Raw genomic sequence first — 26,800 nt, forward strand, 5'->3', positions numbered from 1 at the left:
GTAATAATATGAATTTAAAAGAAATAGATGCAAAAGTTAAAGATATTTACACTATCGATTATAAAGCTTTTTCTAAGAATAATAGTGATAATATCTCAAGTATTTTGTTATTTAAAGATTATATTTTTAGGTTAAAAACATGGAAAGATACTTTAAATATTGAATATATTCCATTTGGAAAATTTCTAAACTTAGATAGAAATAATCTTTTGATTGATATTAATCCTGAATGGAATAATGAAATGATGCCTTATTCAGAATTTTGTAGTCATTTAAATGATCAACTTAATATAAGTCTTCCTCAAGGTAGAATTCAAAATTCATTATTTATTTATTTATTTGTTTATTGGGAAATATACAAATCTCATCCACTAATAATGAAAATAATGCAAGAAAATCCTAAATTATCTCATCCCTATGAAGGTATTGTTAAAATATTTCGGAATGATTATATATATGTAATGGAAGGGATTAATATATCTGGAGTTACAATGAGAAATAGTAGTATGAATCTTAAGTTACCTTCAATAGAAGATTCTTTTTTAGAATATATTGATTTAGAATGTAAATTAATAGGAAATGATGGTATTCCTAATCAGGAAAAAGTAAATGAATTATGGCAGAAATTTCAGAGTCTGTAAAGTTTATTAATGAAGCACCTTTTTACAAAAAGATAATGTTTAAAATTAACAAGATATTATTACTTAGTAATATTCTAAATCATAAATTAAAAAGTACTTTCATAAACTTTTGCTATTAAAATATAAATGGAATTCTTTTAGAACAACAATAATTGTATTACAATTAAGAGAGAGTATTTCCTCTATATTTTATAGTACACAAATATAACTCTGCCTAAGAAATATTCTAACACCACGGGAATTAAGTAAACCCTACTTGATAAGGCTTTTGTTTGCCTAAAACGGAAGCCTTCCACTCACCCAAACACAAAATTATTTTTATGTCAAATCAAACACCGGTAACACACAGGTATTACCCGAGGTTATCCTCTGTGATTACAAAAGACGACATCCCGGATATTCTGGGATTCATAAAAGATGGGGTGACCAACCTCCTCGACAAAATCTACTATAAAGATTTACAGTATAGTAAAGGGCCGAAAGGAGATTCGGCTTTTTACAGCTTGTCTATCGTTTCGAAAAGAATCGATATCGAAATTCCCGGAACAGGAATCGCTTTGGTTCTGAATCCGGATCTTGAAAACAATGATTCCAAAATTTCTGCATTTCCTATCACGGTTGAATACCAATGGAAGATCCTGGCGTATTTACGCTATTTCAGCTTAGGAAATTTTTCCTTTGAACCTCAACAGATCTTCGAGGTAGCGCTTAGAGTGCTCAACGTAACGGAAGAACAGGCGATTGCCCATTTCGTCAATACCTTTGTAAGTCCTACGGATCAGAATATTACTCCCCTGATGCAGTTTGTGAAGGATATTAATGCTTCGCAGAATTTGGGGCTTACATTACCATCGGATGCTACGACGGTTACAGAAGTCGTACAGGATATTTTTAATAAATCGGCCGGAAAATATGCCTCATTAGTTGGTTTTGCAACGTATCTTTTAACCAATGACCTTCAGGAAACAGGAAATAAAGTAAAAATATTCTTTAAATCCCTGCTTCCACAGGATATTGATGAGTTCATTAAAGAAGTAGTGCTTCCGAAATTTAAAGCAACACTGATGTTGTCTGCAGCAATTGAATTTCCAAGAAATATTTTAACACCTGTTTATCCGCGTGGCCACGCCAATGAATTAGATCCTATTCCGGAAAATACCCCCGGATATGCGAACAAAGTAACCTTGAAATTCGGGGAAGCTGTATTTTATGCGGATACGGAAAGAGGTTTCGGATATAATATGGATCTGGCATTGAGTACCAGTACGCCTGCTCAGATTGGAAATACAGGTTTTGCCATCGATATTCACAACATGAAAATCGACCTTAGTAAAAAGGAAAATATTGCAGAAGCAGATGCTGACGGAAGACCGAAAGAATTCATGGGAGTTTACATGGAATACACGGAAATTTTTCTTCCTAAAAAATGGTTTGAAAAACAGCAGACCGGGCAGACCATCGGGATCTCTGCCAACCATTTACTGATTGGAACAGGAGGATTATCCGGAAATATTGCCATCCGTCCTACGTACAGTACAAAGACTGTAGGAAATGCTACTGAAGTAGTTGATTATTTCGGAGATTTCTTCTCTTTGGATTATAATGGTCTATCCGTAAAATCCATGGATGGAACCTCAACCCAGCAGATTAGTGGTAAGCCTCAGTTGCTTGCTTATATTAATGGACTAAGTTCTCCTTCAGAGCTGAAATTTGTGTACCCTCTCAAATTGACGACTATCACCGGAGAACACAGAACTTTTAATAAAGAAGAGGAATATTATCAGTTTATCAGCACCCTGAAAATCCAGGATCTTGCTGATATTAAAAAACAGACATTATGGTTTAAATTAGGAAAAGATCCCGAAAAAGCATGGGAATTAGGATTCAGTAACTTTGATATTGACTTCCATCAGGGACAGGTAGTACGTTCCTCCTTGAAGGCCGCCTTAAAGATCAAAAAGTTTAAAGGCTATGATGGAGTTACCGACTTAATCATTGCAGTAGACGGAGAATGGGAAAGTAAAGAAAACTTTAAGCTTTCTGCAGCATTCCTTCCAAGTGGCCTGAAAATGAACCTGTTTAAGCTGCTTATCTTTAATCTGCAAAGAATAGAAATTGGTAAGAAAGATGATAACTTCTATATTGAAGCGGATACTAAGATTACTTTCCCTCAAGGTTCATTTGGAGAAAAGCTGTTAGGAGAAGAAGGAATTGATCTGCCGGCTATCCGTTATTACGCCAATGGTAAATTTGAAATTGCCGGCGGAAGTTCTATTATTCCAATCAATATCCATCTGAATTTAGGGCCGGTACGTATGGCCGTTACAGCCATCCATATGGGGACCATACAGCGAATGTATAAGGACAAAATGCGTACCTATAATTATATTGGATTTGATGGAGGTATCAATATCAACCCATTAGGCCTTGATGTAAGAGGAAATGGTGTTAAATATTATTATACTGCCGATAATGATGAAATGGTTGAAAAATACGGAGGAACAGAAGAATCATATAAAGATTCTTATTTCCATATTTCAACCCTTGAAGTAGACCTTGTAATTCCGGGATCGGCAAGTGCAAGTGCTGCAGTAGCTATTATCAAGGGGGCGCTTACCATTCCTGAGCCGGGTGTTTCTACAGAATACAGAGGAAAGGTTTCTCTTCAGCTGCCGAAAATGAATATTTCCGGTTCTGCAGAAATGGCTTTCGACCCCAAATATCCGGGATTCTTGGTAGACGCAAGCGTTGAACTTCCGTTTATCATTCCATTAGGTTCATTTGGTATTTTCGGATTCAGAGGATTAATAGGATACCGATATATTGCCCATAAGGAGGCGATCGGAATGACAGAAAATGATACCTGGTACGATTATTATGTGCATCCGCAGCGAGGAATCAACACAGATAAATTTATCGGACCACAGCATACACAGCAATATAGTGCTCCATTCTCCTTTGGTGCAGGGGCTTCCCTGGCTACCTTAGACGGACGTCTTGCCTCGCTACGTGCAATGGTATTGCTTTCAGTACCAAGTATGTTCGCTATTGATGCCGGATTAACGATCATCAGTGAGCGTCTCGGTCTTACCGAAGATGACCCTAAAGTTCCGCCATTCTATGCATTCGTTATCGTAGGGGACAATTCACTGGAAATTGGAGCAGGAGGTAACTTCCAGCTTAACAAAAATAACGGATCATTTATTGATATTAAGGCCGAAGTTCAGATGGGCTTCTTCTTTAAGAATCAAAGACCATGGTATGTCAATTTCGGAACAAGGGATAAACCGATCAGAGCCAGCCTGTTTAAAGATTCAGTGAATATCAAGGCAGAATCTTATCTGATGATTGCTGCCAAAGGAATTGAAGCCGGCGCAAGGGTAGATTTTAACCTGAACCTGATCATTGTAAAAGTTTTTGCGGCTATTGAAGTAGGAGCCCATATCAGTTTTGAAAGACCTCAGGTAGGAGGATATATTTATGTGGAAGGTGGAGCAGAGATCAACCTTTACATTATAAGTGTTGCCCTATTTATTTCGATCTATTTCAGAGTAGAACTTATACTTCCATTCCTGATCCTGGCCGAACTTAAATTCGAACTCAAGATCAAGCTGGCGATCTTTAAAATTAAACTTAAAGTTCATTTAAGCATCAAATGGGAGAAAGATAAAAATGTAGATACCAGCGCAGTACCCCCTCTTACTTACAAATCAGATAATCCGGAAATTGATTATCCGAAAGAAGAGCGATTGAAAAATGCTGTGAAAGGGGTTCATATGTTGACCAACGAGACATTTGACCTTCCTGTCGTTCAGATTTTCAATGCACCGGAACCATCCATTAAAGATGATGATAAGCTGCCAACAATCCCATTGGATACCTATATTGATATTAAAATTGAAAAAGGGCTTATTCCAACGCCGGTTGCAGGTGAGAAAATTGGAGGCCACACCAGCGGAGCAACTGAATTTACAGATCTTATTCCCCCTCAGAAAACCCAGCCGGGAGGGCATGTACTGCGTCAGGTGAAACACCAGTATTCCATTGAAGATGTAGAGATTAAGATTCTAAATACACAAGGGAATGGATGGAATAAATATAATCCTTACAGGGCAGTGCTTACTGATGCTGAAGCAAACAGCATCGCTAATATTGATAAATTCAAATTAGGATTCTGGCAGAAAACCAATGATAAGTATGACACGATCAGAATTTTGGCGTCTACACCATTCTCATTCTTAGATTCTGCACAACCGGGATGGTTTATTCCTGAACAGTACGGAATTACGGCTTCTTCATTATTCTGTACACAAACTGAAGATGTATGGCATGAGTCTAATGTATTGGATAAAACAGTAGGAACGGTGTATTACCAGCCGGCAGGATCGCCGTATAACTTCATTAATGGAGCTTATTATAATCTCTTAGGAACCGTATCAGACGCTACGGATTATATGATGGTTTCTAATGCTTCCAATCCTCATAATCATCCGAAGTCATTGAAGATCACCAATGGAAATACAATGGTTGTTCTTCTTCCGGAAGCCTCTGCTAAAGTAAAATTACTACTTTCTACAATGGCAAGTACGGTTACGATCAGGTATTATAAAGACGTATTCTCTAATGCCATTTACCAGAACTATGCTATAATTGATGAGGTAACGAAGACAAAAGCAGAATTAGGAGCAGAGCTGATGTACGATGCCGCTAATTTCGGGGGACAGTATGTAAGCAAGATTGAAATTATTCCATACAATGCCAATCAGCAGGAAATTGATGATATCAATGCACAAATAGATCTTATTTGGGCTAATGCCACAGCAAATACTACAGGTGAAGTATCCACAGTAGTTCTTTCTCCAACGCAACAGGCTGAATATGATGAGCTTATTGAGATACTGAAAGAATTGAAAGCCGGAGGATGTACCACTGGTCAATGCAATGAGCTTGACTTTGATGTGATGCATGTAGAAGATGGCTATAATGGAGCTTTCGGGAATGGACTTGTAAATTTTAGCATGTCCAATATATCAAATGGCTGGGCAGATTATGATACACAGTATAGAACGATAACATCAGGAAATACTCCACCATTTGTTGACTTCAATACCCATTCTGTGATCTTCCTGTATTTACCGGATAGCCCTGTTGCTCAATTTATCAAACATAATAGTGTTGTCTCAAAAATTACAGACAAGGCCGATGGTATTGATGTCTGCTATTCAAGTGAGTATCCGAAAGAAAAAATCAATAAAGCAGTCATTATCAAGGTTAATAAGACTACTCAGAAGCCTCTTAATCTGAAGTTTACTCCTGATTGCGGATGTGATGAAAAACCGGAGCCTTGTACAAAAGATGTGAAACTTTGTGATTTCCTTACCGGGCTTATGTATAATCTTAACCAATGTATTGTTTATTATGGGGTTGATGATGTTACTCAATTGAGATATAACCTGAAGTGTTTTCAGATATATATGGAAGCCATCTACAGCTTTGATAAAGAGTTCCCACAATATAACCTGGTTCAGGGTATTGGATATGTAAGAGAACTTTTAAAGAAACTGGCCGACTATCTGAATACTGAAGGATCCACAATATTCGGAGCACTGCAGTTAACAAAAGAAATTAATGATGTCATCTTTAAACTTGGAAATTGCGGATGTAATGATGATAGTGATGGAAATGGAAATGCAGTTACCCAGTGCTATACTTTATTCCACAGAGTAAACTGGATGACCGTTACAGACTACGAATATCAGCAGACGATTCCATCACAAGATGCTGTAACAGGTGACATGCAGCTGATGCAGGAAGCGATGAGTAAAGTGATACAGCCGGTTTGGAGACCCAACAGTGTTTACTATATCAATCTTAAACTGAAAGATAATGTGAATGGAGATACACCACACATCATTGATTATTATTTTGCCTTTAAAACGGCCGGACCTATCGGGCACTTTGAAAAGAAAAATGAAAAATATATCGAATACCTTAAAGATGACAATGGTAATCTGACCGATAAGAAGAAAAATATAGATGAATATCCGATTACCTCTCTGAAGTCATATATCGATATGAAGAAGTCATATCCGAATGCAGACGGAGATCTTTTAATGTCAAAACCATTATTCTATGGTAATGAGCAGTGTAAAATAGAATTCTTCTTTACCAAGCCTTATATCTATCATATGCTTAAGACATGGGAAGCTCATAATGTAATGGATGTTAAAAAGATCACAGGAAGTATTAATATTGCGATTAAAGATCCTGTAACTAATGTTAGTATTCCATATCCTTTACCTCAGGACTGGGTGTCTCAGGAAACAATACCGGTAACTCAGGAAAGCTGGGCTGAAGATGATCCAAATTTACCATTGGGAATTCAGCAGATGCTTAATTATGTGAATCATGTTAACCAAGGGAATACGGGCATGGCCTGTAGTATTGATCTTGGAGACCCTGTTGTGCCAAAATCATATAAATACTCGGTTGAGCTCACGAATCTGAATCCGGAAAAATTATATACCGCTATTGTATACAATGCCTTTGACGATGACGGAGATGGACATTATAAACCACAGATTACACCGGTTCCGGGAAAACCTGATAAAGTATATGAAGAAAACCAAAAGATCCATGAGTTTGTATTTAGAACTTCAAGATATAAAGACTTTAAAGAACAGGTGGAAAGTTATAAGCTGAAAGAATATGATGATAAAGGACTTGTCGTAATAGGACAGAAGGATGCAATATATGAAGTGAAAGCAGATCTTAAGCAACAGCAGCTTAATGACCTCTATATTTTGGCTTCAGAAGGTGTTGAAAATCCTTATTTAAAGGGGCTTGCCAATACCTATTCAGAAGTGTTTGACCGTGCTTTTGAAGGAGTGATGGGATTAAAACCATTAAATCCTCCTACCCATACAGAATTTGTTAAGATCATCAACACCAATAATGAGGTGGCCGCCTTGCTGATCAGAAACCCGGAACCGTTCAATGATCCGAAAATTCCATTGGGTGATATGGCAGACTGCTTTAAGGTTCTTAATGCTGTAGGTGAACATAATAAAGATTTCCAAATCATATATGCTAAAGACTATTCTCAGATTTTAGTTATGCATAAGAGCAATAAGATCAAAGATTCAAAATTAAAACTGGAATTCACTTATAAATCTTGGGACGGATCAGCATATGCTAAAAGATCTACAGTAACAATCAACGAATTACAACTAAACAACTAATTAAATCTAAAATGAGTTTTTTTAAATATCATAATTATTTCAATTCCAGTGCCGATTCAGGAATCAGTTCTTCTACAAAGAACCAGGGAAATGTAATGCAGGTGGGAGCAATGGAAACATCAGGATTGATTACAGTTCTGGACGAAAGCGGTAACCTGAAATGGAACAAAGTGTATCAATCTTCACAGGGAGGAAGCACCAAATTTATCAAGGTAATGCCATTCTCAAACGGTGAGTTTGCAGTTCTGGGAATGCAATCTTATAAAACTCCTTTTGTAATGAGAATCAGAGCAAACGGAGAAGTGGTATGGTGTAGAAGTTTTCCATCCATTGAAACCGATGAAAGACGTATTTATGCTGAAATATTTGTCGATTCAATGGTTTATATTACTTTTCATAATATAAACACAAAGACCAGCGGAACTCTTCTATTAGGTTGGGATGGAAAAGTAGAGTCAAGAACAGATATTATTAATAACGGAACTCCAGGGGCAACCCTGGAAGTTACCGGAATCAGTACCTACAGTGAAATAGTTTACATAAGCGCCAACGAAACCCTTAATGGAGTAAAACGTGGAGTATCTTTATATGGGCAGGTAAGTGCACCAGTACTTAGTGCTGACTATTTATCAGTAGATGGAACTCCTATTGTTTTGAATGGAGTGTATTGCCGCCCGGTTCAGCATGGGTACCAACTGTATCTGTCAGGTAAATTAAACACTATTCCTGTTTTGTTAGGAGAAGAATCAATTGCAAGGTTGTATAACGGATGGGACCGTCAGCTGGTGACATTTACCTATGGAAAAGACTTTTTCTATGGCCAAACAGGAGCAGGTCATAATTTTTGTTTTTCTCTCTATGATGACATTCCTCAATGGACCAGAGAAGCGAAAGGCAAAGAGTTTGTTATTGATCAGATTGTTGGGAGCGAAGTAACGGTTAGAGGCCTGAATGATGCCTATTTTACCGGGCTTGTAGGACCTTCAATTAATACCTGTAACAATATTCCGGTTAATAATGTCCAAGTATCAGAGACGTATTTTGAGATGGACCAAGCTCCTTACAATTATTCCAGAGTAAATGTGACGGAAGCGGATCTCAATTTTAATATTACAGATAAACCTTATACAAACACAAATGCGTGTGGTACAGATGGTGGCGATGGAACAACGATACCTTTTAATGAATTTTCAGGATTGCAAACCCCCAATTTATATCTTCAGGCTGCCGGATCCAAAGGAGACGACAGTACAAAAGGTATTCACCTGCGATGGGGATTCGGAGGTAAATTAGGAGAAAATCACCTTCCTAAAGGGAAACTGTCATCTACTAAAAACAATTTCAACAAACCTGATGATTTTGTAAAAGTATACAGAACCCTTTATACAAAAGAAATTTTCACCTTAGACTTTAAACAGGCTCCTCAGCTTATTGATGAAAGTAAGAAGATGTGGATGTATAAGTTTAATAATGACAATAGAATTTTTTATGTCTATTTCAAAAATAAAACAAAATACACACAGGTAAGACAGTCTGTCAATCCGATGGTTGATCCGCTTAAATTCATGCAGCTATATGGTAATGAGATTGTGGAAATTCTTTGTAAGACAGATATCTTCTTTGCAGCAGAACTGGATGTGATTGATCAGCAGTCAGATTCACTTGTGGAATTTGAAGCCCTTTCCCTTGCAGAACCCAATAACTTATCCCAACAGCAACTTGCTTACAGAACATACTGCTACGGTAATGAAGTTTCAGAAACATATTTTAATGCTGAGAACGGAAAAACATTACGTTTTAGAGCAGATAAATGTATTGTCGCCAGAGTTAAATTTGAATTTTACTCAGACTTTATTATCAGCAGAAACCAGGCAAATGCATGGAAACTGATGGGAGAGTTTGCTCTTACCGATGAGAGAGACTTGGCTTTGGAGAGATTAGATCCTTTACCTAAGGATAATCCTGTTCATGGAGCTTGGTTAAGATACAATGATGAAGCCTATGTCAATGTTGAAAACTATCATAAAAAATGGGAACATCCATCTATTGGACCTTTAGACAGAGATATTCAGACGGTAGTCAAAAGATATGTAGAGCTGAGTAATGATCAGCCGAATCCAAAAGGGAACGAAACGATTTCAATTAATCTTTCGCCTACCGGTTCACAACAGGTGGTTGATATTAGCACGAACCTTCCTCAGGAAGGGGATATGCAGGTTTCCAATCTGGATATTTTAAATATTGCAGCGCTGGATTATCACGTGGCAAGAATGCTGGGATTAGGGTATCTTGATATCAAAGATGAGGTTTTCGGAAACGAATATATTTATATCACAGAATATTATACCAATAACAATCTGGATATCAATTCGGATGATAAGACGTACCAGTTACTTTCAATGTCTCTTCCTGTTTCTACTGAAATTGAAAGACTTTCATTGCCGGTAAAGCTGATGAAGCTGAATAAAGGAATGGACTCCAACAATCCGCAGTCGGCTGGTCTATACGATGCAGAGGGATATTCTCATAATGGAAAATACCGCTATATCAGTGTTTATAATCTGCAGATTCCTGAGCTTGAAATCAATCCTTCATTTTTTGGATCATCTCAGAAATTCGATGCGTCCTCATTTACATTTCCTGTGTATGCAGGTCTGGAGTACCGTGTTGTAGAACCTGGAGAAGCAGATGATTATACCTGGGTCAAACCGGAATTGTGCCACGATACCAAATACCTGAATGTAGATGGTTCTGCAAATGCTGCTGATTCTTGGGAAACATTACCTCTTCAGATTCCGGATACTTATGCACCGTTGTATATTCATAAGCAGGATAAGAGCGGAACGTATTTTTATAAAGGATATGGGATCAACTGGTTCTCAAGAGCTCAGACCGGAGGGGATGAACTCTCAATTGATACAAAGATTAAACCTAACAACAGATTATTACCTCCTACAGCAACAAATGCTTTTCTTATCCAGAAAGAATATCCTGTAACACTTACTTCTCAGGAAGAACAGGATCGTAGAAAAGCAATCACAGATCCGGATAAAACATTGGTAAGATTAGGCTTTGATCATCATATTTATCAGGACGAAATTATATATCCTATTTCATTTGACTCTACGTTGCCAGATGATTACTATCTGGGTCCCGATACTATTTTTCCGGATGATAAAGAAGTAATGGCAGATGAAGTGGAAATCTTCTACAGAAATTATACCATGAAGGAGATTTCAGCAAAGGTTGTAAACATAGACCATCATCCTGTTAATCAGCTTTTAGCTGTTATTAAGACAGCGGATTATACTCTCCCAAGCTCAGGAGGAACTATTCTTCCGGGATCTGGAACCCCTGCTCAGCCTTCAATTCCACCCCATATTTTAAAATCGGAAATTCCGTCAGGAACTACCATTAATGATTTTATCGGAGGAATTTTCTTATTGGATTCCGAAAGTTATATCATTAACGGAATCGAAGTAGAGCCTTCAGGATTGAAATTTACAGTGTTCAAAAAAACACCAAGTGCAGCTATTATTTCAGGTGCCACACCGGTAATTGACCAAAGCAGTCTGGTACTTCCAACATTCAGTCCCGGGACTGAAGGGTTGTTCAATGCTACGGAGAATATGCAGAATACATCAACCTGGGGCGTGAAAAACCCAAATTCATTGAAAGTGAAGATTGGAACCAATGATTGGGGAATCCACAGGGAAGTTATTAATACGCAGCAATCGGACGGATCTGTTCAGAGATTCCTTGAAAAAAGTAGAGGGTTCTGGAAAACAGCAACAGTGGAAAGACATTTTGAAAAAATTGAAAAATACCAGAATAGTAAGGGGGAAATTATCAAATTTCCATCTCCTTATCCTATGGTCCATCAGGGAGTTTATAAAATCACATTCCCAGGATTCAAACTGGCTCAGCATTCTCAGTATTCACCTGGTTTGGATTCTGTAGAGTGGGTAAACGGAATTGTAAGATTATTTACAAATGAGCATTACAATAATAATCAGCCTATTGAATCCAGATCTATTTTTAAAGTTGTGCTTACAGAAAATATAGGAACCAATAATGATTTGGTAGTATATGTTTATGATGAAAACTTCAGAATAGAGGAAGATGCTAATAAGCAGCCAAAATTCATATATGATAATGTCACTTCGATAAAACCTTCTGAGCCGATAATGGGAGCTAATCTTAAGGTAAATTACTATCCTTCTTACAGAGTATATCTGTATAAAAACGCAGCTAATAATCTCATTGAAGAAGCTGTGTTACCACCAGAAGGTGTTGATGTAAGATATTCAATCTTTGGATTTAAGAGTGTGGATAATGACAATGTGGATATGCAGGGTGCGAAGTACAAATCTAAGTTCAGTGTTCCTGCTGTGATGTTTGCCAACAGAATTGTTGAACCTAAACCGCCAAAACAGCCAAAAGGTTCTAAATATGCAACAAGACCGGATAAATTTGGAAAGGCTACCTATAGTTTTATTACCGAATATGACCATAAACCATATTCTGTACAGTTTTTCAGAGCTAATAATGCAGTATTACTTGCCTCATTATATGAGTCCGGAACAATTATATCCATCAAAAAAATGCTGGATAGTCTGGGAGGAAATGACGAAGTCTTTTTCAATAACAGATGGATGAATTTTGTGGATTTTGAAATGCTTACCGGTGGAGTAAAGGATGGATATGAAAACTTCTCAGATAGTATGGATGATGCATTACCGATGCCTGATAATATAGTTTTCTTTGCTGCTATCAATGCGTTTATTAAAGAACATAATAAGCATTATAGTTTAAATCCTAGTAACCCACTGTATTCCCACCCGATTGATGATACGGCAATAGGAACCATATCAATTAATGAGCCTATTATTAAAGAGCTTCCAGGTGTTTCTTCAGTATTGTATTTAGGACATTTTATTAAAGAAGCGATCATCAACTGCTTTCTGCCACTTACGGAGGTGCCGATTATCTATCAGCAGATTCAGAATTTTGATTTCAATAGTCTCACAGGTCACAGGCCTAAAAATAAAAAACAGAATATCAGGGATGCTTCAGGCTATTTATTGCCTACTACACATCAGGATTTTGATATGGCTCCAATGGCTGCTGTATACAGCCAAGGCCAGGGAGGTACTCCTCATTCGACATTGTTTACCGATTTTACGCTTGATGGGGCTTCGGATAACTTCTACTTCTATGGAGTAAGAGAGTTAGGAAATCAAATGCAGATGAGCGAATTCAGTAAATTCCAGGGACCGATTAAATTGGTGAATACCAATCCTGCGGAACCACCAAAAATCTTGAGTTTGCTCCCGGTGGTAGACAATGCAACATTAGGAATCTCTGCCAAAATAAGAATTGAGATCAATTCTTATACCGATGTACATAAGATCAATGAGATTTCGGTGTACAGAGCAACCAATAAACTGGATGCAGACTCCATATTGAGCATGAAACACATTAAAACAGTGAATATTGCTGATGTAGAAGTGAATCCTGTAAACGGATCATGGACGGTGTATGATGAATTCGAAGATCTGGATGAAAAACCTTATGGTGATCCTCTTTTCTATCGTATCGTTGCTTCAAGAAAAGTAGAATACACAACCACAGATTATACTGTTTCACCTCCCGTTACAAAAAATGTACAGGAGCAGGCTCCGTCGTTACCTTCAAAAACTACGGTAACGATGCTGGTAGAAAATTATAATCCACCGGCACCCGTGTTGAGATATCATTCCGAGCCGGTAGACTCTGATGTGATCAATTGGGTGATTCTATCCTGGGATCAGATTTGTTATAAAGGGAAATATCACCTTTATAAAATGAGCCCTCAGGGGAACTGGAAAGAGCTGGCCAGAATAGATACAGATGAAAAAGATACTTCAAAAGCAAAATTGTATCTGTATGGTAACAATCCGGCAACTAATAAAGATGAATGGTTCTTTAAGGAAGCATTTGATATGACAGGAAATGAATTTTTCCTTCCGGTTGAAAAATTAGGTCTGGATCCTATGAAGATTAAAGATGCAGAAGGAAGAATACTTTATCATCACTTCAAAATGGTATCTCAGAATACTTCCAATATGTTCAGTACCGAAGAAAAAATCCTGACCATCTACAAAGAAGAAACCTGGACGGATATCGGTGGAATCTCTCATGACGGAACAGACGGAATGATCTTACAGGGAACTTTCATTGTAAGACCTACCTAAATCCTAATTATTAATAAAGATGAAAAAGTTCCTCCTTTCCCGCTCGGTGAGGAGGAGCTGATCATCAAAAAACAACAAATTATGGCAAAAAAAACAATAGCTGCCTTAAAGGAATATTTTAAAGCAGGAAAAAGACCAACTGAAAGTCAGTTTGGAGATTTTATAGACAGCTATGTACATATGGATGCTTTTAATCCTAATGCTTATCTGCCGCTCTCGGGAGGGAAAATGTCAGGCATTTTAAGTTTAGGTAATACCAGTACAACGTGGATTTCCAGGGATTTTTCAGATGTATCAGTTAATAGTAGCTTTTCCAGATATTTTACAAAGCTCACGGGGTCCAATGGAGATATTGATAGTTTTGGATACTATGGGGCAGTCACAAATACTGGTTCGGTAACTATGAATTGGGGATTTATTGGAGGAACTACCTATAATGGGAAAAATGCAATCAGATGGACCTCTGATCAGAGAGTTGCCATAGGTGGTAGTGCTGCAGTAGTCCCAACTACAGGATATGCATTAGATGTAATAGGAAACGCATATGTAAGAGGAGATGTAACCTTTGCCGGCAATCTGAATACCTATCAGGGTTCATTACAGGTTCAGCATCTAAATGTTAATAAGCTAAGGGCAGACAGCGTAAATACCATATTATCAGCAGCATCCAGTAGTGGTACAAGTGGGATATTTTTAAGACCTGCAGGAGATACAGTTACCACAAACCAAATTATCATTAATGCGAACGGAACTCAGTATGTAGATAATTATAACTTACTTTTTGGATCTCAAATAACTACAGGATCATCTGTTTTCCATACCAATATTCCAGGAGTTAATACACCAGGTTATGGTATATGGATGGCACACAATCTCCAGTTTAACGGAACAGATTTTATTCAGCCAAGAGGAACCTTGAATTCCTGGGCTTTTACAGTCAATAACCACAAAGGTTTTTCATTTAACAGGGCGAATAGCAGTACAACAAATGGCTCAGCGGTATCACTTATTGAATTGGTAAAGATATCAGGCACCGGTGTGATCAGTACATTAAACAATGGAAGCTCCGACCAATGGAATACAGCTTACGGTTGGGGAAGCCATGCAGGAAAATATTTACCCATAAATTATGCTGCTCCGGTCAGTGCATTACCTTATCAAAATGATATGCTGGCGGTACCGGTAGGAACTTATGTATCAGCAGTGAGCTCAGGAGCTGTTAATTTACCTTTCACACAGGCAGGAGGATTGATCTCTTTTGGTAGCACAGCTGTTTCAACAAGATTACTGGGAGCCAGGGATAACTCAGATAATCTGTGGTTTCAATCTGGTGATGGTAAAGGAGCCTGGAGACAGCTTGCAACAAGAGATTGGGTTACTGCTCAGCTGGCTTCGGCGTCCAGAGCTACAATGTCAACAGCTGAAGTTTCTTATGCTCAGATCAGAGAAAGTATACAACCCGTTAAAAAAGAATATGAAATTGATTCAGCTTTTTATTTAGAAGTAAACGATACAACAGACTTCATTACCGTTACAGGTAATCAGCCGTCAGATATGATTTGTAATATAACGGGATTGTATTCTCAACAGGAAATTAAAATCATCAACCTGTCAACATCTTCTTTTATTGAGCTTCAGATAAAAGGGCGTTCAGCTGTTGTGGTAGAGCCAATGAAATATATGAAAATCTATATCACAAAAGATTTAAAGGTAATAAATATGGGCCAGTTTGCTTTAGAAGTTTTGGCTTAAAAAATTAAAATCTTTCCTGTTAAGTAAATAAAAGGAAAGAATAATCATCAAAAAACAACAAATCATGGCAAAAAAAACAATAGCTGCTTTAAAAGAATATTTTAAAGCAGGAAAAAGACCAACTGAAGGTCAGTTTGGAGATTTTATAGACAGCTATGTACATTTAGATGGATCTTCAGAATATTCCTCTTTTGTAGAATTTCCTGCAGATTATAAAGTAGGAGACTACATGGAATTTTTAAATTTTGCACCTTCCAGTGCTAATGCAGGTGGATTCTATGAAATATCTCTGGCATATACCAGAGGAAATATTGCTTGTGGCGCAACTCATATTGCTGCAGTTTCACACTCTAATCCAGATATATGGAGAGAGTGTGGCACGATCAATAAAAATAATTATATAGACAGTGAGCCAAATTATAATTTTACGATTGATGTAAATGGTGGAAGATGTAAGTTCCGTATCAGAGCGATTCATACATATGGATCTCCAGATCACGTGCTAAAAGTTTTTATTAAAATAAGATCTGTTAATAAGAATGATGGATGGACGGCAATAGATAACAAAGGTAACAGCCTAGCCTCCGTTCCTCTTCAGCCAATGTCTAATGAATGGAACCTATGGGTAGGAAACCTTCTATCAACTGAAAGTGCTAAAATAGGATTGAAAGTCAATGCTAAAGGAAATGTTGGAATTGGAACTGCTACACCTGAAACAAAGCTGAATGTAGTACAGGAAAACTCGCTGAATCAAAATTCCACGACCGCGAAATTTACAACGAACGGCGCGACAGGAGGAAGTAATATAGTAAGTCTTTCTTATCATAATAAAGCCAATCTGGAATTAAACTCTGGGTTTTCAGGCTTAGGAAGAAGATATGGAGATTACTATGACTTTAATATAGAAAATGATAATTCTTATGATCCACGCTTTGGATCTATCAATTTCGTGACAAGCCAAAATATTCAGATGACCGTAAGACCCGGTGGAAATGTAGGAATTGGTACAGCCAACCCACAGCAGAAACTTGATGTACAGGGAGTAATCATGTCACAAATCAGTACTAATGAAGGAGGAGCTATCTATTTAGATAATCAATCTAAAACAACACCCGGTACAGCAAACAGATGGGCAATCTATAATATGACAGGGCAATACACGAATAGTTTACAATTCTGGAATTATCTTAACGATGGTGGAGGCGGTGCAAAACTCATATTATCTGATGCCGGCAATATGGCATTACACGGTAAACTTGAAGCAAAAGATGTAGTGATCACTACAACACCTACTGCCGATCATGTTTTCGCGGCAGATTATAACTTAAGAGAGATGGGTGAACTTGAAAAATTTATTTCAGAAAAAAGTCACCTTCCGGAAATTCCTTCTGCAAAAGAAATGACAGATAGTGGCTTGTCGGTAGGAGACTTTCAAATCAAATTACTTCAGAAAATTGAAGAATTAACATTATACATGATCTCGATGAAAAAAGAGATTGATGTTTTAAAATCAAACTAATTATGGCAAAAATAACAATCACACAATTAAAAAATTATTTTAAAGCAGGGAAAAGACCAACGGAAAGTCAGTTTGGGGATCTTTTAGATAGTTATGTACATCTGGATGATCCTACCGTATTTCCTAATAGTTTTAAGCATAAAGACTTATCCGTTAAGTTTCCCAATCTGGAAAGCAACTTGGCAGTAGACATATTGTTGGGAACGATCATTAATGGGAATATAGAAATATATGTTGTAGGTGCGTGGAATAGCGAAAATACCGTAGGGATCATTAAGAAGCAAATTATCGTTGGCGCAAATCCTAACGGAGGTATCTGGTCCGCACCTGTATCAAGAATTATAGAGGCTTCGGGACCTATCACAGATCATATTTATCTCAGTGATATCATATGGGATAGTACTATAGCACAATATAAACTCACGCTGTATCATACACGTCAGTCTGGAAATGTGTATGCAATCAGGCTGATACAGCATTGTAATTCAACTGCTGTCATTGATAAGGCAGTACTGTCTGACATTTATACCAATGTCCTTACCGGCCAGAATAAACATTATGTCAATTATAATGATAATGTGGGAATAGGTACCAAAAAGCCGCTTGCGCCATTAGATGTTCAGGGACGGATTTTATTGAATGCCGGTTCTAGTGTGGTAAGCGGCGTGGGAATTGTTGGGTATACTACCCAGTGGTCCAGAGGATATAATTTTGTATCACCTGATAATACGCAGCATTTGGGCGGTTTCGGAGCCTTGGGTACCAATAACCAGATTGATCATTATTTTGTCGGAAAATATGGCGGAAGTATCGCTAAATTTTTTGCGGGTGATGATCGTGTTTTCCTTAAGGGGAATGTAGGAATCGGGACCGAAGCTCCGGCAGCAAAACTGGATGTTGTAGGAGAGATATTGTCCGGAAGTAAATCGGCGACAGAAGGAGTTAATGCTTTCGCAATACGATACGAAAATGGATCTTTTAATAACTGGGGGGCTTTAAGAAGCGGTGCAGAAACCTATATGAGTTATGGGGTAAAGGCTTCACCCACCACAGCTTATGGATGGGTATCAAGCAACGGAAGCTTTTCCAATTATAAAAACGCGGTTACCCTGGGAAATGAAGGAATAAAGTTCCTGGGAAGTGCCAGTGCACAAAGCGCTATCAATTCACCCATTGTTATGAACGAATTGATGAGAATCGCTCCTAATGGAAATGTAGGAATAGGAACTAAAAACCCGGATCAGAAACTTACTGTAAAAGGAAAAATTCATGCTGAAGATGTCATGGTGGATATGAATGTTCCTGCAGATTATGTGTTTCAAAAATATTTTGACGGTGAATCTTCTATCAGACCGGATTATCAAATGCCAACCATTAGTGAACTGGAATCTTTTGTAAGAGAGAATAAGCATCTTCCGGAAATTCCTTCCGGAGAGTCTATCATGAAAGATAGCGTCAATTTAGGAGACTTCCAGATGAAATTACTTCAGAAGATTGAAGAACTGACACTCTACGTCATTTCTCAGAATAAAGAAATAGAAAATCTGAAAGCTGTTATTAAAAAATAGTACGATTCGAAGCCTATTTAATAAAAAAGGCCGTTTTCACGAGTTGTGAGACGGCCTCTTTATATGATATGAAACAAAAAAACCTCTAAGTGAATTAGAGGTTTTAAAGTGGTTTCTCCAGGAATCGAACCAGGGACACATGGATTTTCAATCCATTGCTCTACCAACTGAGCTAAGAAACCATTATATTTTTGTTTGATTTACTTCGTTGTTTTAAAGTGATGCAAAAGTATAATATTTTGTAATACCACACAAGTTTTTTCTGATTATTTTTTTCAAAAAAAAGGTTTATTATGAGATTTATTTTTTAATCAGTTGAAGCCCAGAGGATTTGTGTTTTTACGAAGCCATAATACTTAATCTGTTTAAAGTTATTCAATTTGATAACAACCGTCAGATTAAGTATTAACTCATTCAAATAAGGATTATTCATAATACTCTTTCATAAGGCTTTTCCGTTCCTTGGTTTCCAGATTGATATATTCAAACTTTTTATATTGGCAGAATGATCCCATATCTTTATCACCATTAATAAAAATGCCTCCTACCAAAATGACATACTTGCAAGGGTAGTTGGTTTCTTTTACCAGTACTTCTATACGTTCGTCTATAGCTTCATACATGACTTCGGTAGCTTCAAAAATCTGATTCTCTGCATTCAGGATCCTGTCTTTGCTGTGAAGAAATATTTGCTCAATGGTATTCATCTGAAAATCCAGTGAAGTGATATTCCCTTCTATAATTTGTCCTGCTGCCAGTTTTCCTAATGCTCCTTTTGCGGCACCACAGCAGGCAGAACTGTTACTTTGCCCTATTCTGCTTATTTCTCCAATTTGTCCACTTTTAGTAATCCCGATATGAGGTGCGTAAAAAATGACTACAGCCCCATCCTCAGGAACGTGATGAGCAAAAGCTCCCATTCCTGTGAGGCCCGCAAAAGGAAAGCCATCAAGTCCTCCCAGATGAAACGGACCAAGCATTTCATATGCCCTTGGTGGATACTGTATTGCGTTGACATCATCACAACACATACTGTCGGCATGCATCAGCTGATTAGGTTTTAATTCTAAATGTTTTTCAATGGTATCTAATAGCCGGTTGACCGTATCAATAGATGTTAAAGCTTTGGGGTACCATTTTCTTACAGATTCTATACTCATATTTTTTGTTTTTTTTGCACTAAATTTTACCAGCAATATAGTTGTAATTTTTACATTAAAATATTATTAACAGGCTGTATAGCGGCGGGTAATTCTTTTTCTCCAAACATTTCACGCAAATCAATTTCTATATTCCTGCTGATTTGTGTAATTGAAATATCATTTGCATTTCCTTCGAATGGGTTTTCCGTACTTTCGCCAATCTGTTCCAGAACCAAAAATACCCAGCCCAGCAATACACTAAAAGGAACAGTAAGCCAGATGATGTCTTCGCCAAATTTTTCCACCATTTTTGAGAATTCTCCTATAAATCCTAATGGTAATAAAAAGCACAGAGCATTTGTAAAATACAGATTAATGCTGGAGAATTGCCGTGGATAAGGAAAATTTTTAATCCTTTCACATTTTCCCTGCTGATCATATAATTCTTTAAACTGATTTTCCAGAGCGGTATAATTATAATCTGAAATTTTACCCTCTTCATTCAATGTTCTCAAGTGAGTGGATTGCAAAGAAATGATTTGGGTAGCCCTGTTTTTTGTAGTAAGGATATGTTCCAGCTCATCTTTATTTAAAAAAGGTTTCAGCTCATCTTCAATAGCATTCTCCCATTCCGGAACTTTATAATATTTTAAATATTCCCTGTTGTAGCTTTTTGTTTTTACATGCTCCCAGCTCTTGGTTTCTCTGAGCTGAAATCTTAATGCAGTAAGCCAGGCAAAATGACGGTAGATGATCTGCTGATGTATGGCAGCTTCCAGGGTTTTATCATCAGCTCTTATAAAGTTCTTTACCAGTATGCCAAAACTGCGGCTGTTATTGATGATTGCTCCATAAATCTGCCGTGCTTCCCAGCTTCGGTTATAGGTTTGGGTATTTTTAAACCCAGAAATGAATGCTGTGGCTGTTCCCAGTAATGCTACAGGAACCCATGGAATGGCCAGCCATTTCCATCCGAGAAAATAAAATAAAGCGGTAGGAATAATACTTAAAATAAGCATCTTATAGATTTTCTTCCTTGTCCACGGAATAAACTGATAAAGCTTGTAATGTGAGCCTGTATTCATAACAAATTAATTTTTTGAAGAAAATTTACTGATCAGAATACCCACAAGCACTACAGTATAGAACTGTCCGGCTATACCCACAAAAGCGGTTATCAGCTTTGTAACATGTGTATTGGGAGTGATATCCCCAAATCCGATACTTGTAAATGTTATAGAGCAAAAATAAACCAGATCAATAAAAGTAAGAGCAGGAGAAGATATATCAACCCCCTTAAAAGACGCGTGGTTGCGATATTGGAAAAACTGCAGTGAAAAAACTGCAATTTCAATCAGCAGCATATATCCACAGATTGAAGCAGAAATAATATCTGTATTGATATACCCCGGTTTTATAAGAAACCGCAGAACTTCCATAAAAAGAAAACAGAAAAAAACTACATAATTGATGTTCAAAAAAGTAAAATACCAGGAAATATCTTTAAAAAATGGAATACCAATGGGTAATAATAAAATAACAATGAAATGCAGATTTCTGAACCAGTGCTTCCAGCTATGCTTTCCTGTAAATAAGAAAACAGATCCCAATCCTAGAATTACCATATTTATAGGCCATATTACGCGGGTATAGAAGTCCATATCTGTAAGAAATACTCCCACAAATAAATGCTGTAGCAAGGCGAATAATAGAATCTCATATTTTCTTTCCTGTAACTTCCGGTTGGTTTTTCTTACAAAACCCAGGCTCTGCTTTGGATCTTCACCATGCATGGTAGTAATTGTATTTTTTTAACATCATTGAAATACAAAAATGAACTATTAAAATTAAAATAACATGGTGAATTTTTCTGAAATTTCAATTCCGAATTTTTTATTCCCTGTTTACGGATCCGATATGAAGAATGACAGATTGATTTAAAAGCGGCAAAAATTATTGCTCTATAAAAATGATAAAAACGGAAAAGGAATAGGGTTTGGCTTTTCAGGTGGTCAATAGCTGAAGATAAAAAAACAAAAAAACCTCTAAGTAAATTAGAGGTTTTAAAGTGGTTTCTCCAGGAATCGAACCAGGGACACATGGATTTTCAATCCATTGCTCTACCAACTGAGCTAAGAAACCATTATATTTTTGTGTGTCTTACTTCGTTGTTTTAAAGTGATGCAAAAGTAGTAAGTTTTGGTATACAAAGCAAGTATTCATCGTACTTTTTTTTTACCAGACTTAAAAACTTACTGATTATCAGCCGGATTGTTTTCCTGTTCTTTTCTGATTTGCTCACTCATCTCTTCCAATACCGGTTTAATGGTGTTTTCCGGAAGATCACTAATCCTGATATACATCAATCCGTCAATGGCATCATTGAAGTTTGGGTCAACATTGAAAGCAATTACCTTAGCGTTTTGCTTAATATATTTTTTTATCAAAACAGGTAATCTTAGCTCAGGCTCCAGGTCATCAATAATCTTATCAAGCTTATTAAGATCAGACTCCATTTCTTCAAAGAAAATATTCTTATCCCTGTCACGAAGCTTTACCTTATATTCATTCCTTGGAGTGATATACTGAGCCACTGCCGAGTCAAAGTAATTGGAACGCATGAATTCTATCATCAGAGACTTGGAAAACTCTGAAAACTTATTCGAGATACTTACCCCACCCATCAGAAATTTATGGTCAGAATTTCTCAGACATACATGTACAATCCCTCTCCATAAAAGGAACAGAGGTAGTGGCTTTTGCTGATATTCCTGACAGATATAGGCACGGCCCATCTCAATCACCTTTTTAAAGAAAGGGTGAATATCCTGCTCAAATTCAAATAATGAACTGGTATAAAAACCTTTGATGCCGTATTTTTTCATTACCTCTCTACCCAGGGCCATTCTGTAAGCTCCTGCCAGTTTCTTTTCACCATTGTCCCAAAGGAAAAGATGGTGGTAGTGTTTATCATATTCATCAAGGTCAAACGGAAGATTACTCCCTTCACCTACAGCACGGAACGTAAGTTCTCGCTGACGTCCTATTTCCCTCATGATAGAAGGTATTTCTTCATAGGTGGTAAAGTAGATTTCGTAATTTCCATTACTGAACAGCATCTTATCAGTACCTCTCAATTTATCAACATCCTTGATGATATCCTCTTTAGGTGTTTCATCAATAATGTTCTGAACAATATTTTCTTCTTTTAATAAAGGAAACTTCACATACAGATTCTGAAGATTGATGCTTTGGGCCAAAGATTTTCTCTTTTCATAGTAAGATTTCATCATATAAACCTTACGTTTCAAAAACTCACCCAGTTCTTCAATCGTTTCCATATCGTCCATTGCCTTTAAGGTAATAGGCCGTCCGATCCGGATTCTGATAGGTCTTTCCCTGTCATTCATCATTTCAGCAGGCAGCATCAGGGTCTGTAAACTCGGATGAAGTTTGGCAACCTGATAAAAAAGACGGCTGTTTTTAGCATGGAAATACATAGGAACTACCGGCACTTTAGCCATTCTTATAAGCTTAAGTGCCGTTTTTTCCCAGTCTTTATCTAAGATTTCTCCGTAAGGATTATTTTTATTGGAAACTTCCCCTGCCGGAAAAATACCTACGCAGCCTCCATTTTGGATATGCTTAAGGGTTTCACGCATTCCTGAAGAACTGCTGTAGACTTCCTTTCTGTTTTCAAAAGGATTTACAGGGATTACGTACGGTTCCATAGGCTTTATTTTTTCCAAAAGGAAATTTCCCATGATTTTGAAATCCGGACGAACCTCCGTAAGGATCTTGCACATTAAAATTCCGTCAATAGCACCCAGCGGATGATTGGAAACCAGAATAAAAGGTCCCGTTTTGGGGATTTTTGCAAGATCTTCTTCAAAAGCTACATAGCTTAAGTTTCTTTCTCTTACAAATGAGTCGAAAAAGTCTTTACCTTCCTTATCTTTTAATTTGTCGTATAATTTATTTACTTCATTTATTTTAGCAATGCTCATCACAGCAGATGCTACTGGATTCTTTAGAAATCCAATTTTACTTAAGCCGGAAGCTTTGATCAGATCGTTTTTCGAAATTAAACTCATGTGTGTTTAGTCGCAATTAAAATTATTGTGTTACCATTTGAAGCGTATTCTTGGAAATTTGCTCCAATAATACATTCTTTTCATGGTAAAATTTTTCAATATGATCCATCTTCGCATTTCTTACTGTGAATAAAGATACATTTTTAATCGCTTCGGTTTTAAAAATTTTATGAAGTTCTTCGTTAAGTTCTTCAATATGGTTAAATTTATCTTCCAGACATAAAGCCAATGAAATAGCAGAATTCTGCATCAGGGAAACTTTAATTTTGTACTTTGATAAATAGCCGAATATAAGGCTCATATGATCCTCTGCGATGAAAGAAAAGTCTCTTGTTGATATTTTCAGCAGAGCCTGATTTTCTTTCAAAATATAAGTTTCTTCCTGTTGGTTTTTGTCTGAAGCTCCTACTTTAGTTCCTTCCTTCGTAGGATCTACGAAAGATTTTACATAAAAAGGAATACTTTTCTGTTGGAGTGGCTGTAATGTCTTTGGGTGTATTACACTTGCCCCGTAATAAGCCATCTCAATAGCTTCCTCATAAGATATATTGGAAAGAAGAGTTACATCGTTGAATTTTCTCGGATCTCCCGTCATTACACCCGGTACATCTTTCCAGATAGTCATTGCTTCAGCATCTAAGCAAAATGCAAAAATAGCAGCAGAATAGTCAGAACCTTCTCTTCCTAAAGTTACTGTGAAATTATTGTCGTCTGAACCAATGAACCCTTGGGTAACATAGCAGATTTCAGGATTTAAATTTGAGATAAAATCTTCAGTTTTTGTCCAATCTACATTACCTTCCCTATAAGAACTATCTGTTTTAATGTAATCTCTGGCATCCAGCCACTGATTGGTAAACTGAATCTCGTTCAGGTATTCACTTACAATTTTAGTTGAAATCATTTCTCCGCAACTTACCACCTGATCATATACAAAGCTGTAATTAGGAGATTTGTTTCTTCTTAAAAAAGAATCTATATCATCAAAAAAGAGATTGATTTCAGCAAAAACTGCATGGTTTTCAGGAAAGAGACCCTCCGCTACCTCAATGTGTTTTCGTTTTATCTTTTCAATCTCAGTTTGATAGTTATCCTTTTTGAAATAAAGTTCTACAACCTTTTCCAACTCGTTCGTCGTTTTGCCCATTGCTGAAATTACCAGCAAACATTTGGCAAATCCCTGGCTTTTTAGAACCATAGACACGTTTTTTACACTTTCGGCATCTTTTACCGATGCCCCACCAAACTTGAAAATTTTCATTAAATTGTTAAAAATAAAATTGTTAGATAAAAAATGACATGAGTTTTTTACGGACGTCAAAATTATAAATTTACAACGAGATATGAAATAGGCGAGCGGAATGATAGAATTAAGATTTCCTTAAAATCAACAATTAATGAAATAATTTGAATTTTTCGTGTACCCCATATAACAAATCCGGAGGCATAATTTTCAATAATCGTTTGATGTTACGCTAGGTTTTATTTATATTGTGTTGAAATTCAGATGTTAACCTCTTTTGTAATTAAATTTTCTTAATGCAATAAATTTTCCGAAATTTGGAGAAAACGTAAAAAGAAAAATATGTCAAATCAACCATTACAGACTTTAGGAGAATTTCTTATAGATAAACAGGACGATTTTCAATATTCTACAGGTGAATTTTCTCGTCTTCTAAGCGCAATAAGATTGGCTTCGAAAGTGGTAAACAGAGAAGTAAATAAAGCCGGAATTGTAGATATAACAGGAGCTGCCGGTAACCAGAATATTCAGGGCGAGGAACAGCAGAAACTTGATGTGATCGCTAATGAAATTTTTATTACGGCTTTGTCTCAAAGAGAGGTTGTTTGTGGTATTGCGTCTGAGGAAAATGATGATTTTATTGATATTAAATGCGGAGAGAACGGTCACTTAAGTAAATATGTAGTGCTTATTGATCCTTTAGACGGATCTTCCAATATTGATGTAAATGTTTCCGTAGGAACTATTTTCTCTATCTACAGAAGAGTTACTGAACCTGGAACTCCTGTGCAGCTGGAAGACTTTTTACAGAAAGGAATTAATCAGATTGCTGCAGGATACGTTATTTATGGTTCCTCTACAATGATCGTTTATACTACCGGAAACGGAGTAAACGGATTTACCCTGGATCCTTCTTTGGGAACTTATTACCTTTCTCATCCCAGTATGACTTTCCCAAAAACAGGTAAAATCTATTCTATCAACGAAGGAAACTATATTAAATTCCCTCAGGGAGTGAAAAACTACCTTAAATATTGTCAGATGGAAGAAGGGGACCGTCCTTATACTTCAAGGTATATCGGTTCTTTAGTTGCAGATTTCCATAGAAATATGCTGAAAGGCGGAATTTATATTTACCCGTCTTATTCTCAGGCTCCGAACGGTAAACTGAGATTATTATACGAATGTAATCCTATGGCTTTCCTGGCAGAACAGGCCGGTGGTAAGGCAACAGACGGATTTAGAAGAATTCTGGAAGTTGAGCCGACGGAACTTCACCAGAGAATTCCATTTTTCTGCGGAAGTGTAGACATGGTAGAAAAAGCAGAAGAGTTTATGCGTATCGATAGTGTGAAATAACATCA

General features: G+C 37.0%; 12 protein-coding genes and 2 tRNA genes. 7 read left to right on the forward strand and 7 right to left on the reverse strand.

Annotated features, from left to right (window positions below; translation table 11 throughout):
• Nucleotides 1-8: 8 nt before the first annotated feature.
• From MP478_RS00175 to MP478_RS00200, 6 genes are all read left to right on the forward strand, one after another.
• The gene (locus MP478_RS00175; protein WP_257199221.1) at nucleotides 9-641 is read left to right on the forward strand and encodes a hypothetical protein; all 633 of its coding nucleotides are present in this window, start codon (nucleotides 9-11) and stop codon (nucleotides 639-641) included.
• Nucleotides 642-961: 320 nt separating this feature from the next.
• Nucleotides 962-7,882, forward strand: coding sequence for a hypothetical protein (locus MP478_RS00180; protein WP_257199222.1), 6,921 nt, complete (start codon nucleotides 962-964; stop codon nucleotides 7,880-7,882).
• An 11-nt stretch (nucleotides 7,883-7,893) separates the two neighbouring features.
• Entirely contained in the window at nucleotides 7,894-14,118 is a 6,225-nt protein-coding gene (locus tag MP478_RS00185) for a hypothetical protein (RefSeq protein ID WP_257199223.1), read from the forward strand.
• A gap of 81 nt (nucleotides 14,119-14,199) precedes the next feature.
• The gene (locus MP478_RS00190; protein ID WP_257199224.1) at nucleotides 14,200-15,870 is read left to right on the forward strand and encodes a hypothetical protein; all 1,671 of its coding nucleotides are present in this window, start codon (nucleotides 14,200-14,202) and stop codon (nucleotides 15,868-15,870) included.
• A 64-nt stretch (nucleotides 15,871-15,934) separates the two neighbouring features.
• On the forward strand, nucleotides 15,935-17,389 hold the full coding sequence (locus MP478_RS00195) for a hypothetical protein (RefSeq protein ID WP_257199225.1): 1,455 nt from the start codon (nucleotides 15,935-15,937) through the stop codon (nucleotides 17,387-17,389).
• Nucleotides 17,390-17,391: 2 nt separating this feature from the next.
• A complete protein-coding gene (locus tag MP478_RS00200; RefSeq protein WP_257199226.1) occupies nucleotides 17,392-18,957 on the forward strand; it encodes a hypothetical protein in 1,566 nt (521 codons plus the stop codon).
• 109 nt (nucleotides 18,958-19,066) lie between these two features.
• On the opposite strand, the gene MP478_RS00205 is transcribed toward MP478_RS00200, so the two are convergent.
• The 7 genes from MP478_RS00205 to MP478_RS00235 form a co-directional block, all read right to left on the reverse strand.
• Nucleotides 19,067-19,139 (reverse strand) — tRNA-Phe (locus MP478_RS00205).
• 243 nt (nucleotides 19,140-19,382) lie between these two features.
• Complete coding sequence (locus tag MP478_RS00210; protein WP_230037005.1) at nucleotides 19,383-20,117, reverse strand: hypothetical protein; 735 nt, start codon at nucleotides 20,115-20,117, stop codon at nucleotides 19,383-19,385.
• A 50-nt stretch (nucleotides 20,118-20,167) separates the two neighbouring features.
• Nucleotides 20,168-21,184, reverse strand: coding sequence for a bestrophin family protein (locus tag MP478_RS00215; protein WP_257199227.1), 1,017 nt, complete (start codon nucleotides 21,182-21,184; stop codon nucleotides 20,168-20,170).
• 6 nt (nucleotides 21,185-21,190) lie between these two features.
• On the reverse strand, nucleotides 21,191-21,892 hold the full coding sequence (locus MP478_RS00220) for a potassium channel family protein (protein WP_257190730.1): 702 nt from the start codon (nucleotides 21,890-21,892) through the stop codon (nucleotides 21,191-21,193).
• A 276-nt stretch (nucleotides 21,893-22,168) separates the two neighbouring features.
• Nucleotides 22,169-22,241, reverse strand: a tRNA-Phe gene (locus MP478_RS00225).
• A 110-nt stretch (nucleotides 22,242-22,351) separates the two neighbouring features.
• Nucleotides 22,352-24,193, reverse strand: a complete 1,842-nt coding sequence (locus tag MP478_RS00230) for a lysophospholipid acyltransferase family protein (RefSeq protein ID WP_257190712.1) — start codon at nucleotides 24,191-24,193, stop codon at nucleotides 22,352-22,354.
• A 22-nt stretch (nucleotides 24,194-24,215) separates the two neighbouring features.
• The gene (locus MP478_RS00235; protein WP_257199228.1) at nucleotides 24,216-25,454 is read right to left on the reverse strand and encodes an aspartate kinase; all 1,239 of its coding nucleotides are present in this window, start codon (nucleotides 25,452-25,454) and stop codon (nucleotides 24,216-24,218) included.
• A 324-nt stretch (nucleotides 25,455-25,778) separates the two neighbouring features.
• Between MP478_RS00235 and fbp the strand changes: the two genes are divergently transcribed.
• Nucleotides 25,779-26,795: a class 1 fructose-bisphosphatase gene (fbp, locus tag MP478_RS00240; RefSeq protein WP_257199229.1), complete on the forward strand. Its 1,017-nt coding sequence runs from the start codon at nucleotides 25,779-25,781 to the stop codon at nucleotides 26,793-26,795.
• Nucleotides 26,796-26,800: the final 5 nt, after the last annotated feature.

Source organism: Chryseobacterium sp. WG14 (genome assembly GCF_024586945.1).
Taxonomy (GTDB): Bacteria; Bacteroidota; Bacteroidia; order Flavobacteriales; family Weeksellaceae; genus Chryseobacterium.